Origin of the sequence: Prauserella salsuginis, from assembly GCF_024648885.1 — a bacterium.
Lineage (GTDB): Bacteria > Actinomycetota > Actinomycetes > Mycobacteriales > Pseudonocardiaceae > Prauserella > Prauserella salsuginis.
The window spans coordinates 326,129-339,858 of record NZ_JANBBF010000012.1; the positions used below are offsets into that span (position 1 = coordinate 326,129).

Annotated in this window: 12 protein-coding genes; 8 read left to right on the forward strand and 4 right to left on the reverse strand. The window is 68.3% G+C overall.

The window, feature by feature from the left end:
• Positions 1-101: 101 nt before the first annotated feature.
• The 3 genes from LY40_RS19380 to LY40_RS19390 all read right to left on the reverse strand — a co-directional run bounded on the left by LY40_RS19380 (position 102) and on the right by LY40_RS19390 (position 4,060).
• On the reverse strand, positions 102-2,423 hold the full coding sequence (locus LY40_RS19380) for an arylsulfatase (RefSeq protein WP_258937731.1): 2,322 nt from the start codon (positions 2,421-2,423) through the stop codon (positions 102-104).
• Positions 2,424-2,598: 175 nt separating this feature from the next.
• Positions 2,599-3,399 carry an SDR family NAD(P)-dependent oxidoreductase gene (locus tag LY40_RS19385; protein WP_183784584.1) on the reverse strand — a complete coding sequence of 267 codons (801 nt, stop codon included), beginning with the start codon at positions 3,397-3,399 and terminating at the stop codon, positions 2,599-2,601.
• A 37-nt stretch (positions 3,400-3,436) separates the two neighbouring features.
• Complete coding sequence (locus LY40_RS19390; protein WP_258937732.1) at positions 3,437-4,060, reverse strand: nuclear transport factor 2 family protein; 624 nt, start codon at positions 4,058-4,060, stop codon at positions 3,437-3,439.
• A gap of 449 nt (positions 4,061-4,509) precedes the next feature.
• Here LY40_RS19390 and LY40_RS19395 point away from each other — a divergent pair, with 449 nt between their 5' ends.
• Both LY40_RS19395 and LY40_RS19400 read left to right on the forward strand, forming a co-directional pair.
• Positions 4,510-6,189: a flavin-containing monooxygenase gene (locus LY40_RS19395; protein WP_258937733.1), complete on the forward strand. Its 1,680-nt coding sequence runs from the start codon at positions 4,510-4,512 to the stop codon at positions 6,187-6,189.
• Between the two features lie 34 nt (positions 6,190-6,223).
• Positions 6,224-7,324, forward strand: coding sequence for a Zn-dependent alcohol dehydrogenase (locus LY40_RS19400; protein ID WP_258937734.1), 1,101 nt, complete (start codon positions 6,224-6,226; stop codon positions 7,322-7,324).
• A gap of 10 nt (positions 7,325-7,334) precedes the next feature.
• On the opposite strand, the gene LY40_RS19405 is transcribed toward LY40_RS19400, so the two are convergent.
• Entirely contained in the window at positions 7,335-8,225 is an 891-nt protein-coding gene (locus LY40_RS19405) for a LysR family transcriptional regulator (protein ID WP_258937735.1), read from the reverse strand.
• A 363-nt stretch (positions 8,226-8,588) separates the two neighbouring features.
• Between LY40_RS19405 and LY40_RS26575 the strand changes: the two genes are divergently transcribed.
• From LY40_RS26575 to LY40_RS19430, 6 genes are all read left to right on the forward strand, one after another.
• Positions 8,589-9,071, forward strand: a complete 483-nt coding sequence (locus tag LY40_RS26575) for an aldehyde dehydrogenase family protein (RefSeq protein ID WP_372497763.1) — start codon at positions 8,589-8,591, stop codon at positions 9,069-9,071.
• A gap of 23 nt (positions 9,072-9,094) precedes the next feature.
• Positions 9,095-10,033 carry a formylglycine-generating enzyme family protein gene (locus LY40_RS19410; RefSeq protein WP_443687889.1) on the forward strand — a complete coding sequence of 313 codons (939 nt, stop codon included), beginning with the start codon at positions 9,095-9,097 and terminating at the stop codon, positions 10,031-10,033.
• 389 nt (positions 10,034-10,422) lie between these two features.
• Positions 10,423-10,716: a DUF485 domain-containing protein gene (locus LY40_RS19415; RefSeq protein ID WP_221212782.1), complete on the forward strand. Its 294-nt coding sequence runs from the start codon at positions 10,423-10,425 to the stop codon at positions 10,714-10,716.
• Entirely contained in the window at positions 10,713-12,263 is a 1,551-nt protein-coding gene (locus LY40_RS19420) for a solute symporter family protein (protein ID WP_258937737.1), read from the forward strand. The genes LY40_RS19415 and LY40_RS19420 overlap by 4 nt, the downstream gene beginning before the upstream one ends.
• A 44-nt stretch (positions 12,264-12,307) precedes the next feature.
• Positions 12,308-12,865, forward strand: coding sequence for a nuclear transport factor 2 family protein (locus LY40_RS19425; RefSeq protein ID WP_183784600.1), 558 nt, complete (start codon positions 12,308-12,310; stop codon positions 12,863-12,865).
• A 46-nt stretch (positions 12,866-12,911) separates the two neighbouring features.
• Entirely contained in the window at positions 12,912-13,544 is a 633-nt protein-coding gene (locus tag LY40_RS19430; RefSeq protein WP_183784602.1) for a response regulator transcription factor, read from the forward strand.
• Positions 13,545-13,730: the final 186 nt, after the last annotated feature.

Here is a 13,730-nt window from a genome sequence, read left to right on the forward strand (position 1 = left end):
CGGTCATTCGCAACACCTATGACCGCAGGCGGGAGCGGGTGGCGAGCGTGGAGGCCGGGACTGACGGCCGCCACGTCGCTACGGCATTGGGCCGAGCGTGCTCACTCCAGTGCGCTGCCGACGGCCCTGGCCTGGTCGAGGAGGACTTCGGGAGCATCGGGTGCGTGTTCACCCGGTGTGTAGGTGACGGTCTCGAGCGTTCCGGTGAACGGGAAGGTGCCTTCGCGCTCGTATAGCCGCCAACACACCGGCGAACGACGATCGAGGCCGACGTCGATGCCCTCGAACGGCATGAACGAGAACAGTTGCGGCAATCCGGGCGCGTGCGCGCGCAGATCTCCGTCGACCGCCAACGAGACGTCCCATCGGCCACCGCCCGGCGAGTGAAGGTCGACCGTGACTCGCTCGGATCGCCCAGGTAACGGCACGGGGCACACGGCGTGTTCCTCGCCGCACGAGCTGACGAGGAACCGCAGCTCGTCGTCGTCGACATAGAGCAGATACCCGGACTCCTGACCACCGTGCGCGAGGACGATGCCACGATCGCCGTGTTCGAATCGCCAGTCGACCTCGATCCGGACGGAACGGCCTGCCAGCAGTCGGCTCGTGCGGTATCGCTCGGTGGTGGGGTATCCGGGCCGCAACACCACGGGTTCGTCGAAGGCCTTCTCCGAATCCGGCCGTATGAGGTAGTTGATGCCGCCGCCCTCGTACAGCGGGAACACGCCGTTGCGCCATGCCGCGTCCTCCCACGCCGCGGCGAGTTCCGCCACAAGTGCCGGGTGGTCGTCGGCGAGATCGTGCAGCTCGGTCGGATCCTCGGCGACGTGGTACAGCTGCCAGCGTTCGTCGCTGAACGGGGTGAGGGGAACCCGATATGTGAGTGCCTCCCAGCCGTCCCGGTAGTAGCCGCGGCCCCCGAGAACCTCGTAGTACTGCTCGTTGTGCGCGGTGGGAGCGTCCGGGTCGTCGAATGTCGCCGCGAAACTCGACCCCGCCCACGGAACGGCGGGCCGCCCGTTCCGTTCTCTCGGCACGTCGAGACCGATCAGGTCGACCAGGGTCGGCAGTACGTCGGTGACGTGAGCGTACTGCTCTCTGACGATCGCGTTCGGATGGCTCGCCCGGTGAGGCCACGACAGAATCAGCGGTACCTGATGGCCCCCGGCGAACGTCGTCGTCTTGTACAGCCGGAACGGAGTGTTGCAGGCCATCGCCCAGCCTCGCGGGTAGTGCGGCCATGTGGTGGGCCCGCCGATAGCGTCGAAGTTGGCGAGGTCGAGCTCGAAGAAGTCCTTTTCCTGGCGGGTCTTTCCGGGTTCGGGGGAACGTCCGCGGAAGTAGTGACTGGACCCCTGTTCGTTCCCCTCGCGGGATGCGCCGTTGTCGCTCGTCACCAGGATGATCGTGTTGTCGAGCTCCCCGAGTTCCCGGAGACAGTCGACGATGCGGCCCACGCTCGTGTCCACATTGTCCACCATAGCGGCGTAGACTTCCATGTACCGTGCGAACAGTCGCTGCTCGTCGGGTGAGAGCTCCTCCCACGCCCGGACGTCCTCGCCCGGTTCGCTGTTGCGCGGGGGCAGTTCGGTGGCGGGTTCGACGATACCCAGATCCACTTGCCGGGCGAGTCGCTGCTGCCGCAGCCGGTCCCAGCCCATCGCGTAGCGGTCGCGATACTTGACGATGTCGGCTTCCTTGGCGTGCAGCGGGGCGTGCACCGCGCCGTGGGCGAAGTACATGAAGAACGGCTTGTGGGGATGCGATGCACGCAAGCCGTGGATCATGCGCTGTGCCCGGTCGGTCAGGTCGTCGGTGAGGTAGTACCCCTCCGGGTACCGATCCACGTCGACCACGGAGTTGCCGTCGTAGAGCCGGTGCGGCTGATGCAGGTTCGTCATGGCTTCGAGGAAGCCGTAGTACTCGTCGAAACCTCGCTGCAACGGCCACGACGAACGGTCACCCGCTTCCGACAGCTCGGAGTCCTTGGTCAGATGCCATTTGCCGAGCATGAAGGTCCGGTACCCGTTCGCACGGAAGATCTCCGGCATGGTCGGCTGGTTGTCCGGCAGCTCGGCGGCATAACCGGGAAACCCGGGATCGGCATTGCTGACGTATCCCATTCCGGCCGCGTGCGAATTGAGTCCGGTCATGAGTGCGGCGCGGGTCGGCGAGCACAGCGGCGTGACATGGAAGTTGGTGTAGCGGGTGCCCGAGTCGGCCAAGGCGTCGATGTTCGGCGTGTCGATCTCGGAGCCGTAGCAGCCGAGGTCGGAGAAGCCGAGATCGTCGACGACGATGACGACGACGTTGGGGGCGTTGTCGGGAGGTTCGGTGCGTGGCGGCCACCACGGCTGGGAAGAGCGGAACGTTCGGCCTATGCTGCCGCCGAAGTTCTCGTAGGGGTCGGGCTGTTCCGACATGAGCGGTGGCTCCCTCCATTGCCGTCAGTGACCCGATCACCATTGCAACGGACGGCGCCGGGCGTCCAAGACGAAAAGCAGGAGGCGGCCATCGAGCGTCCCTATGCGGGAAAGCGCTCGGGTGGCCGCCTCCGCGCGAAACCGGTGCGCGAGAGCTGTCGTCACGGTGCCGTCGTCACAGTGCCGTGTAGCCACCGTCGACGGTCAGTGCCGATCCGGTGATCCACTGTGCTTCGTCACTGGCGAGGAACAACGCCATGTTGGCTACGTCGTCGGTGGTCCCGACGCGCCCTATGGGGTACTTCTGCGTCATCCGCTGCAGTGCCTCGTCGGCGGCGGCGCCCGGATCGACCTCTCCCGCCGCCCGCTCTTCGTACGTAGCCGTGACCAACGGTGTGAGTACCGTACCCGGGCAGATCGCGTTCACCCGAATACCGCGAGGACTGAAGTCGAACGCCATCTGTTTCGTCATGGCGATGACCCCACCTTTCGCCGCGGAATAGGGCAGGATCTCGCCGACTCCGACGAGGCCGCCGACGCTGGCGGTATTGACGATGCTGCCGGCGCCCTGCTCCAACATGTAGGGCAGTGCGTACTTGGCGGAGAGCCACACGCCCTTGAGGTTGATGTCGAGCACGCGTTGCCAGTCGGCTTCGCTCGTGCTGACCGCGCTGCCGACGCCCGCAACGCCGGCGTTGGCGAACAGCACATCGAGCCTGCCGAACTCGCCAGCGGTGGTGTCGGCCATGCGCTCGCAGTCGGCGCCGCTGGCCACGTCGGCCTGGATCGGCACGGCTCTGCCGCCCATTTCCGTGATCAGGGTGGCGGTCTCCTCCGCACCGTCGAGGTCGACATCGGCACAGCCGACGACGGCTCCTTCGGCGGTGAAACGTACCGCTGCGGCGCGCCCGAAACCGGACGCCGCACCGGTGATCAGCGCGACCTTGCCCGCGAGGCGTCCGCCGTTCGTGCTCATGAGGTCTCCCTTGCTCGGTCTCGCATGGTGCGTGCGGTCATCGGCGGACCGCGGTCCAACCCGGCAGGCTCTCGGGGTAGTCGCCGTCGCGCGGGTCGGTTCCCGGCCACCGGACGCGATCCTGTGCGGTGAGTCCCGTCGGGAGGTCCTCGAGCGGCATCGCGTACTGGAAGCCGATCGCGCGGTGGGCGAACCGCCAGCGATCGGCGACCTTGCGGTAGACGTCGTCGTAGCGGAACACGGCGGTCACGACCGTGTGGTCGTCGGCCAGCTCCGCATATCCGGCTACCCAGCCGACCGCGTCGGACGCGGAGGTCAGCTCGACGACGTGCGCGTCGACACGGTGAATCATGGTGCGGTACGCCCGCATGGGCGTGGCGTAGGCCTCGCGGAGAGCCTCCCGGCCCGCACTCGCGCGGCCACGGCGTTCGAACACGCCGTCGTCGGTGTACATGTCCACGACGGCATCGAGGTCGTACCCGTCGACGGCGCGCGTGTAGAGGAGCGCGAGGTCCCGGATGGCCTCGCGGTCGCGCAACGCGGCCATCGCTGCGAGCTGGCCGGGCACGTCGTCGGCTGCGGGGTGTCGGACGGTCGTACGGGCGGCGACCAGGTCGTGCGTGCCCGGTGTCGTCGGTGCTGCGTTGGCCTGTTGTGACATAGGACCTCCAGCCCTCGGATAGATCAGTCGGCGGTCGGCGGACGGTGGGTACGTGATCGGGATGTCCGATATGGACAGCGGTGCGATGGGGCACGCGTACTGTTGAACGCAAGATAATCATTCGCATTGTTTTGACGGAATGTCAATGATCCGCACCCGGGCGAAGGGTCTGTCCACGCTGATGACGGGCGTTGACCAGGGGTGATAGCGCGAGTGAATGGCGTGCTGGCGAAACCGGTATTTGCGCTTCCGCATGCAAGGTCGCCATTCTGATCATCATTGCTGGTCCGAGGGTCGGAGTGTCGGCCCTGTTCCGCCTCAGTGAGGCGGGCGTGGTTCGGGGTACGTGCGAGCGAACCATCCATCGACCGGTTCGTCCGGCTTCAGCGACGGTGTGTGCCGGTGGCGGTGCGCCGGGTGTGGTGTCGGTAGACGGAGGGAGTGCAACTGTGACGACGGACGAGCGAGCCGAGGGAGCGGCGACCCCGGACCTGGACGCGGTCGTGGTCGGCGCGGGCTTCTCGGGTTTGTACATGCTGCACCGGCTGCGTGGCCTCGGTCTCCGCGTCCGCGTGTTCGAGGCGGGCGGCGGGGTCGGCGGCACGTGGTTCTGGAACCGCTATCCGGGTGCCCGGTGCGACATCGAGAGCTGGGATTACAGCTATTCGTTCGATCCCGAGCTCGACCAGGAATGGGAGTGGACCGAACGGTATCCGGCGCAGCCGGAGATCCGGGCCTATCTCGAGCACGTCGCCGACCGGTACGGCCTGCGCGAGGACATCACGCTCGACACGCGTGTCGCGTCGGCCCGTTTCGACAACGACACAGGGCTCTGGCGGGTATGCACCAATCGCGGACACGATGTGACCGCGCGGTACGTGGTCATGGCGACGGGGTGTCTGTCCGCTGCGCGGACCCCGGACATTCCGGGGATGGAGCGTTTCGCGGGCGAAACCTGCCACACGGGTCGCTGGCCGTTGGAGGGCGTGGAGTTCGAAGGTAAGCGCGTCGCGGTCATCGGCACCGGATCCTCAGGCGTCCAGGCCATCCCGGTGATCGCCGAACAAGCCGCTCACCTGACCGTCTTCCAGCGAACGGCGACCTTCAGCGTGCCGGCCCGAAACCGGGAGCTGGGGGCCGAGGAGAAGCGGCACGTCAAGGAGACCTACCCCGACCGGCGGCGACTCACCCGGGAATCGCCGACCGGGACCACAGTCGTGCGCGGCGACCGGTCCGCGACGGAGGTACCGCCGGATGAGCGCCGGGCGGCGTTCGAACAGCGGTGGGAACGCGGTGGAGCGGGCCTGCCCGCTGCGTTCACCGATGTGCTGACCGATCGCCGTGCCAACGACGCCGCATCCGAGTTCGTGCGATCGAAGATCCGCGAGATCGTCGAGGATCCGGAGACCGCCGACCGGTTGTGTCCCCGGGACGTGCCGATCGCGGCGAAACGGCTGTGCGTCGACACCGGTTATTACGCGACCTACAACAACGAGCACGTCGAACTCGTCGACGTGCGGGCGCATCCGATCGAGGAGATCACGCGGGAGGGCGTGCGCACGTCCGAGGGGACCCACCGGTACGACGTGATCGTGTTCGCCACCGGGTACGACGCGATGACCGGCGCGCTCTCGCGCATCGACATCCGTGGCCGGCACGGACTCTCGCTGCGGGAGAAATGGTCCGCCGGGCCGGTCACCTATCTCGGACTCGCCACGGCCGGCTTTCCCAACCTCTTCGTCGTCGCAGGACCCGGAAGCCCCTCGGTACTGACGAACGTCGTGGTGTCGATCGAGCACCACGTGGAATGGCTCGTCGAGCTGCTGGAACGCATGGATTCGGCCGGCGTTCGGCACGTCGAGGCCACGGAGGATGCCGAGGTCCGCTGGGTCGAGCACGTGAACGAGCTGGCGTCCCGGACGCTCTATCCGGAGGCGAACTCGTGGTACCTCGGGGCGAACGTGCCGGGCAAACCTCGCGTGTTCATGCCGTACCCGGGCGGTCTGGTCGCCTACCGGGAAGCCTGCCGACGGGTCGCCGACAACGACTACGAGGGTTTCAGCCTGACACCAGCGGCGGCCGATCGGACGGATGTCGAGCCACCGGCTCCCCTGCCGGAAGCGGGGTGACCATGACGGCTGTCGGAACGTGGAGGGAGTGGGAATGACGGCGACGCGCGCGGCGATCCTCGAGGAGTTCGGGTCGAGACTGGTGGTCGGCGAGCTGGCGGTCGACGAACCGGCACCCGACGAGGTGCTGGTTCGCACGGTGGCGTCCGGCATCTGCCACAGCGATCGCACGATGCAGTTCGGGGCCAGGGATCTCCCGCTGCCGCTGGTGCTCGGTCACGAGTCGGCGGGAGTGGTGGAGCGGGTCGGCTCGGCGGTCACCACCCTCGAGGTGGACGACCACGTCGTGGTGGCCGCGACACCATCCTGCGGGGCGTGCGATCGGTGTCTGCGGGGCATCCCGCAGCAGTGCCCGGCGCCGCCGGCCCAACGTGGCGATGCGGCGCCACCGCGGTTGACTCGGGCAGGCGTCCGAGTCACCGGCTTCACCGGTCTCGGCGGCTTCGCGTCCCGGATGCTCGTGCACGAGAACGCCACGGTAGCGATTCCGAGGAGCATGCCGCTCGACCGTGCCGCGCTGCTCGGCTGTGCCGTGCTCACCGGTGTGGGCGCGGTGACACACCGCGCACGCATCGACGCGGGGGACACGGTCGCCGTCATCGGATGCGGCGGAGTGGGGCTGAACGTGGTACAGGGAGCGCGGCTTCGCGGAGCATCCCGCATCGTCGCTGTCGACGTGCTGCCGGCGAAGCTGGAGCGGGCACGCCGTTTCGGTGCGACCGACGTCGTGGACGCCTCGGTCGTGGATCCCGTCGCGGCGGTGCACGAGCTGACCGGCGGCGGTGTGGACCATGCGCTCGAGGCAGTGGGCCGTGCGGCGACCATCGAGCAGGCGTACGCGATGATCCTGCCGTTCGGTACCGCCACCGTGGTCGGATTCTCTGCCGACGATGAGGATGTGCGTATCCCGGCCCGTTCGATGCTGCAGGAGAAGCGCTTGCAGGGCAGCAAGATGGGGTCCCGCCACTTCCGGCTGGCCGTTCCCTACTACTGCCGGCTGTACCTGGAGGGCCGGCTGTTGTTGGACGAGCTCATCTCGGAGACGATCGGGCTCGACGACGTGAACCGCGGCCTCGATGCGCTGGACGGGTCCGACGGTGCACGTAGCGTGATCGGTTTTCCGGCCGAAGGCTGACAACGCACGGTCACCGAAACGGATCAGGGGGTGCCGTGAGGCCCGGTGTGCGGAGGATGCCGATGAGCGCCTCTGCCGCCGGGGTGAGCTCACCGGGCCGCCATATCGCCGTGACCTGACGGGTGAGCGGCACCTCCAGCCGGCACACGACGGCACCGCGGTTACGGGCGTCCGCCGCGGCGCGGGGCGGCAGGAGCGCAGCGCCGATACCGCCGAGTACCAGCGGCACGATGACCTCGCGTGCGGTGGTCTCGGCCGTGATACGCGGGACTATGCCCTGCACGCGCATCAGGTCGGCGAGGTAGACACGGGACGCCGTGTTGACGACCAGGCCGACCGTGGCCAGCTGTTCCGGCGTCACGGATGCGCCGTGGGCGAAACCGCGGTCGGCGCCGACCACGAGGTAGATCGGTTCGGGCGCGAGTGAGTAGGTGGCAAGGCCCTCGTCGCTGCGCGGGTTCCAGGTCAGCGCGAGTTCGTGGGCGCCCGTCCGGACGAGGTCGGCAATGTCGGCACTGCCCGAGTCGGCGATGTGCAGGACCACGCCGGGGTGGCGCGCGTGGTAATGGGCGAGCACGTCCGACAGCGGATCCGTGGCGACGCCCGCCACTGCGGCGACGTCGAGCCAGCCCGTCGTCAGGTCACGGACGTTCACGGCGGCCGCGGCCGTGGTCTCGAACCCGCGCAATGTCTGCCGGGCAGGTCCGAGCATGGCCTCTCCTGCCGACGTCAGGAAGGTTCCTCGTGCCGTTCGGTGGAACAGCTCGGTCTTGACCTCGTTCTCCAGCGCCTTGACGGCCTGGCTCAACGACGGTTGTGCGATCCGCAGTGCGTGGGCGGCAGCCGTGAACGATTCGTGCTCGGCCACCGCGACGAAGTACTCGAGGTGTCGTCGATCCATCGGACCTCCTTGTCCCGGCCGGCCGCGGCCGCTGGCGTGGGTGGCCGTCCGTCCTCTCGTCCCTTCGGCGCCGGTGACCAGGCGTGATAGGTGGGCTGAATGGGCGGTGACACGTTCGGGTCTTGGTCCTCGGCTCGCCGCGATGGCACTCTGATCATCATTACGCATGATTGCCGGATGTGGTAGTGGCATTTGTGCCGGTTGACCTGGTCATCCGTCCACAGTGGGCGGAGCGGTCGTGGTTCCGGAGGGCAGGGAGGTCGCGTGACGGCGGAGGTGAGGCGCCACCCGGTGCGGGGTGTGCAGCGGGACCAGCCGTTCGTCGGAGGGGCACGGGCCGACTTCCTCGACGGCCCGCGCGCGGTGGCCACGGACCCCGCCGACGGCGCCGTTGTGGGGGAAGCGCAGCTCGCCGGCCCGGCAGCCACCCGGCGTGCGGCAACCGAGGCGGCGGCCACCGTCCCGAGCCGGGCCGACGCGTCAAGGGCCGTTCGGGCGACCTTCCCTCGAATGGCCGCCGAGTATCTCGAGGCCGACGTCGATGTCGTCGCCGACACCGCGTCGTCCGAGACGGGTGCACGGCGCACCTGCACCGGCGGTGTCGCATTGCCGAATGTGGTGCGGCAACTGCGGTACCGCGCAGATCTGCCCGCCGCTGATAACGGGCTTGAGCTGCGGCCGGCCGGGCCCGGCCGGGTGAGTGTGAACGGCGCCGGCACGCGTTCGACGCGCCGTTCGGCGGGTTCAGGCAGTCGGGGCCGGGCCGGGAGATGGGGCCTGCGGCGCCGGCGAGCTGTCGGGATCTGCGGGCCCTCGCCGTCGAGCTGTGAGCGGGTGGTCCGGTGAGCGGCGAAGGGGTCCAGACAGGGGTGACGAGTTGCTGCGCGCCTTCGCGTGGAACCGGGTCGGGTACCGGAGCCGCCGATGCGCCGCCGGTCCGGGCGGGCGGACCGTGCAGTGCCGCACTCGACGGGATGGTGTCGCTGGACGGCGGTGAGTTCCTCATGGGAACCGACGACACGGAGGGGTTTCCCGACGACGGTGAGGGCCCGGTGCGCCCGGTGGCCGTGGACGCCTTCCGTATCGCCAGGTACGCCGTCACCAACGCCGAGTTCGGTGCGTTCGTGGCCGACACCGGGTATCGCACGGACGCCGAGCGCTTCGGGTGGTCCTACGTTTTCGCCGCGTTCCTACCTTCCGGACTGCGCAAGGGCGCGCCGCGGCCGGACGGTGCGCCGTGGTGGTGCGGTGTCGAAGGGGCGTACTGGGCGCGTCCGGAGGGAGAGGGAAGCTCGACCGCAGGCCGGGAGGACCATCCGGTGGTGCACGTGTCGTGGCACGACGCCGTGGCCTACTGCGGGTGGGCGGGAACGCGACTGCCCACCGAGGCCGAATGGGAGTATGCGGCACGCGGGGGCCTGGCCCAGCGGCGCTACGCGTGGGGTGACGAGCTGACTCCGGGCGGTGTCCACCGCTGCAACATCTGGCAGGGCGCGTTCCCGGCGAAGAACACTGTCGAGGACGGGTACCGGGGGACCGCGCCCGTGGACGCGTTCGAGCCGAACGACCACGGGTTGTACAACGTGGCCGGCAACGTGTGGGAATGGTGCGGGGACTGGTGGTCCACCGACCACACCGCGGCGCCGGTCGCGAATCCTGCGGGACCGGCCGACGGTTCCGCGAAGGTGCTGCGTGGCGGTTCGTACCTGTGTCACCACAGTTACTGCAACCGGTACCGGGTCGCCGCGCGGACCAAGAACACGCCGGACAGCACCAGCGGGAACCTCGGCTTCCGCGTCGTCGGCTGACCGAACCCGCCCGACAGGGCCGACCGTGCGGCCCCGCGTGCGCCGCCGGAATCCGCCGTCCCGACACCGACACACCGCCGTCGCTGATCGCGGTCACTGGTCGGTGGCACCGTCACCGCCCGCGCGTAACAACACACGACGCCTCCCGGCGGTATCGGGAATTTCTTTAGTGGTGAGCGGGATTTCTCCGATCCCGAAGGGGAGTAACGCTCATTGTCGGCACGGAATGCGGGTTCGTAGCCTCTGCGAGTACCCGAACCGGCTGTGTCCGTGAGGGCTCAGGCGACGAGCTGGTGGTTTATGTTGCCAGGCTTCGCAGTACCGGTCGACGGCCGAGGCTCTCGACCGCTGACAGAAGGGGCGCGGATATGCCGCACGACGATCCCGGCGTGCCAGGACCCGAGCCGGCCGAAACGGAATGGAATGTTTTCGACGACCTGGTCCGGAAACGGACGCGGCTCGTCGGAAAGCTTTCCGCACTGACGTGCTTGTTCTTCTTCCCACTGCCCATTCTCGGGCAGTTCACCGATGTGCTGGACGGCGTGGTCGGTAGCGGCATCACGTGGGCGTGGATCTACGCGTTCGTGCAGTTCCCCGTCGCACTCTTCGCCGCGGCCCGGTACTCGGTGCGTGCCAGGGAACTCGACCGGGCGTCGGAGCAGGCCTGGAAGGAGCGGTCATGAACATCTATTCCGCGATCGTGTTCAGCGTCCTGGTCGGGCTCACGCTGGTCATCACCTACGTCGCGGCGCGGCGGGGCAAGTCGGCCGCCGACCATTTCGTCGCCGACGGTCAGCTCACCGGCAAGCAGAACGGCCTGGCCATCGCCGGCGACTACGTGTCCGCGGCGTCGTTCCTCGGCGTGACCGGAGCCATCGCCCTGTCCGGCTTCAGCGGGTTCTACCTCGCGGTGTTCGTGCCGGTGGCGTACGTGCTCGCGCTGTTGCTGGTGGCCGAACCGCTCCGCAACCTGGGGCGGTTCACCCTCGCGGATGTGCTGGCCACCCGGTTCGAGGGCCGCAGCGTGCGCGCCGTGATGGCGGGCAGCACGCTGATCATCAGCACCCTCTACCTCGTGGCGCAGTTCGTCGGCGCGGCTCTGCTCGTGCGGCTGCTGTTCGGGGTCGACTACACGGTGGCCGTACTGGTGATCGGCGGCCTGACGACGGTCTACACCATGCTCGGTGGGATGTTGGCCACGAGCTGGATCCAGATCGTCAAAACCACACTGATGCTGGCCTGCGCGGTCACCCTGTTCGTGCTCGTGCTCGTCCGCTACGGCGGCAATCCGTTGGGCGTGTTCCAGGACGCGTTCGAGACGTTCGGGGCGGAGGCCGTCGCACCGGGCCGGGAGTCCCCGCTGGCCGGTTTCGACCAGCTGTCCCAGGTGTTCGGTCTCGTGCTCGGAGTGCTGGGCCTGCCGCACGTCATGATCCGTTTCTTCACCGTCCCCGACGCGCGCGCGGCACGGTCGTCGGCGATCACCGCGATCTGGGTGTTCACCGCGTTCTATCTGATGATCCCGGTGATCGGCTACGGCGCCTCCCTGATCGTGGGGCGGGACGCGATCACGGCACAGAATCCCGCGGGCAACCTCGCGGTCGCGCAGCTGGCCGAGACCGTCGGGGGAGGGGCGCTGCTCGCGCTCGTGTCCGCGGTGGCCTTCGTGACCATCCTCGCGGTGCTGTCCGGACTCGTCATCGCGGCGTCCGGTGCCATCGCCCACGACCTGTACGCCCAGGTGATCAAACGTGGCTCGGTGACTCCGCGGGCACAGTTGGTGTCCGCACGGATCGCGACGCTGGCGACCTGTGCGGTCGGCGTTCTGCTGGCGCTGGCCGCCGTGGATCAGAACGTCGCCTTCCTCGCCTCGCTCGCGTTCGCCGTCGCCGCGAGCGCCAACCTGCCCGCCCTGCTGCTCACGATCTACTGGCGCCGGATGACAGCACGGGCCGTCCTGTGGGGCATGGCGGTGGGACTCGTCAGCTCGATGGGGATCATCCTGCTCAGTCCCGCCGTACTCGGCTCGTCCGCGGTCCTGGGCTTCAGCAACCCCGCACTGGTGACGGTGCCGCTGAGCCTGCTCGTGTCGATCGCCGTGGCGGTGGCGGCGCCGTCCCGCGGTGTGGCTGCCGAACGCGATCGTGCGGTGTTCCGCATGCTCCGGACGAAAGCGGTCACCGGGCGCGGCAGCGTCGAGGACGAAGGCGACCCCGTGGGCACGCGATGACCGGACCGGCCGTACAGCCCAGCGATGAAGGAGAGATACGACCGATGAGTGACGACAGGACGATCGACGCGCTCGTCTCACGGATCGAGGCGCTGGAGGCCGAGGCCGACATCCGCCGACTGCAGGCGCGCTACATGTTCCTGTGCGACACCCCGAATCCCGAGTTCGGAGTCCGGGACGATCAGCACCGCATCGACCTCATCATGGAGCTCTACACCGACGACGCGGTGTGGGAGGGCGTCGGCGAGTATTACGACAACCAGTTCGGCAAGGCAGAAGGCGCGGCCGCGATCCGTGCACACTTCGAGCGGTTCTGGGCAGCAGAGCGCACCCCGGCGCTCGTGCTCAACGCCCACTACCTGACGTCGGAACAGATCCGGGTCGACCGCGACACCGCGACCGGCCAGTGGATCCACATGCAGCCGTGGCTGTTCTCCGACGGGACGGGCCTGCTGCGGTCGAGCCGCCTGAACAACTCCTTCCGGAAGGAAGGCGGATCGTGGAGGATCAGCAGGACCCGCACCGAGAACGTGTTCGTCGCGCCGCTGGGCGAGGACTGGGCGAGTGATTACCCTGCGGCCTCGGTGCTGATGAAGCCGTAGGAGGCGCCGCAGCCGGAGCCGCCACGACCCCCGGAGGGACAACCCGATGACATCGACCGAATCGTCCGGCCCGGACCCGGTCGTGCACATCGTGGACGACGACGAGGATCTGCGGCAGTCACTGGTCTTCCTGTTCGAGAGCGTGGGGATCCAGGCGCTGAGCTATCCGGACGCGACGTCGTTCCTCGACGAGTTCGACGCCGACGAGCCCGCGGTCGTCATCGTCGACATCCGCATGCCGGAGATCAGCGGATTCCAACTGCAGGAGCGGCTGCTTGCCGCCGACTACCCGGCACCGGTGATCTTCTGTTCGGCGCACGGCGACATTCCCATGTCGGTGCGAGCGCTCAAACAGGGAGCGGTCGACTTCCTGGAGAAGCCCTACCAGACACAGCGGATGCTCGAGGTCGTCCAGAAGCACCTGCACGAGGCCAAGGAGCGGTTCGCCGAGCACGCGGGACGCCGGGATATCACGCAGCGGATCGACACTCTCACCCAACGTGAACGGGAAGTGCTCCGGCTGGTCATCGAGGGCCTGTCCAGTCAGCTCATCGCCAAGCAGCTGGGGATGAGCGTGAAGACGGTCGACGTCCACCGTGCCCGCATCAAGTCCAAGACCGAGTCGGAGACGCTCGGCGCGCTGGTGCGGGACATCCTGCTGCACCGGGTATCGGTCTGAACGTTCCGGCGCGGCTGGGCGTCCGAAGAGCTGCGTTCGGAGAGCTGCGTTCGAAGGGCGGTCCGGAGAGCTGCTGTTCAACGCTGGCGGTGCCGTCGTGATCGGACGGCGACGGCGATGCGACGGCGGCGGTCGCATCGCCGTGTCTTCCTCACCGGTGAGGCAGGACCGTGCCACGGTGCCGGT

What these genes read in the sequence shown, in the direction of transcription:
- LY40_RS19380 (WP_258937731.1), bottom strand. Translation starts at nt 2,423, where the DNA reads ATGTCGGAACAGCCCGACCCCTACGAGAACTTCGGCGGCAGCATAGGC.
- LY40_RS19385 (WP_183784584.1), bottom strand. Translation starts at nt 3,399, where the DNA reads ATGAGCACGAACGGCGGACGCCTCGCGGGCAAGGTCGCGCTGATCACC.
- LY40_RS19390 (WP_258937732.1), bottom strand. Translation starts at nt 4,060, where the DNA reads ATGTCACAACAGGCCAACGCAGCACCGACGACACCGGGCACGCACGAC.
- LY40_RS19400 (WP_258937734.1), top strand. Translation starts at nt 6,224, where the DNA reads ATGACGGCGACGCGCGCGGCGATCCTCGAGGAGTTCGGGTCGAGACTG.
- LY40_RS19405 (WP_258937735.1), bottom strand. Translation starts at nt 8,225, where the DNA reads ATGGATCGACGACACCTCGAGTACTTCGTCGCGGTGGCCGAGCACGAA.
- LY40_RS19420 (WP_258937737.1), top strand. Translation starts at nt 10,713, where the DNA reads ATGAACATCTATTCCGCGATCGTGTTCAGCGTCCTGGTCGGGCTCACG.
- LY40_RS19425 (WP_183784600.1), top strand. Translation starts at nt 12,308, where the DNA reads ATGAGTGACGACAGGACGATCGACGCGCTCGTCTCACGGATCGAGGCG.
- LY40_RS19430 (WP_183784602.1), top strand. Translation starts at nt 12,912, where the DNA reads ATGACATCGACCGAATCGTCCGGCCCGGACCCGGTCGTGCACATCGTG.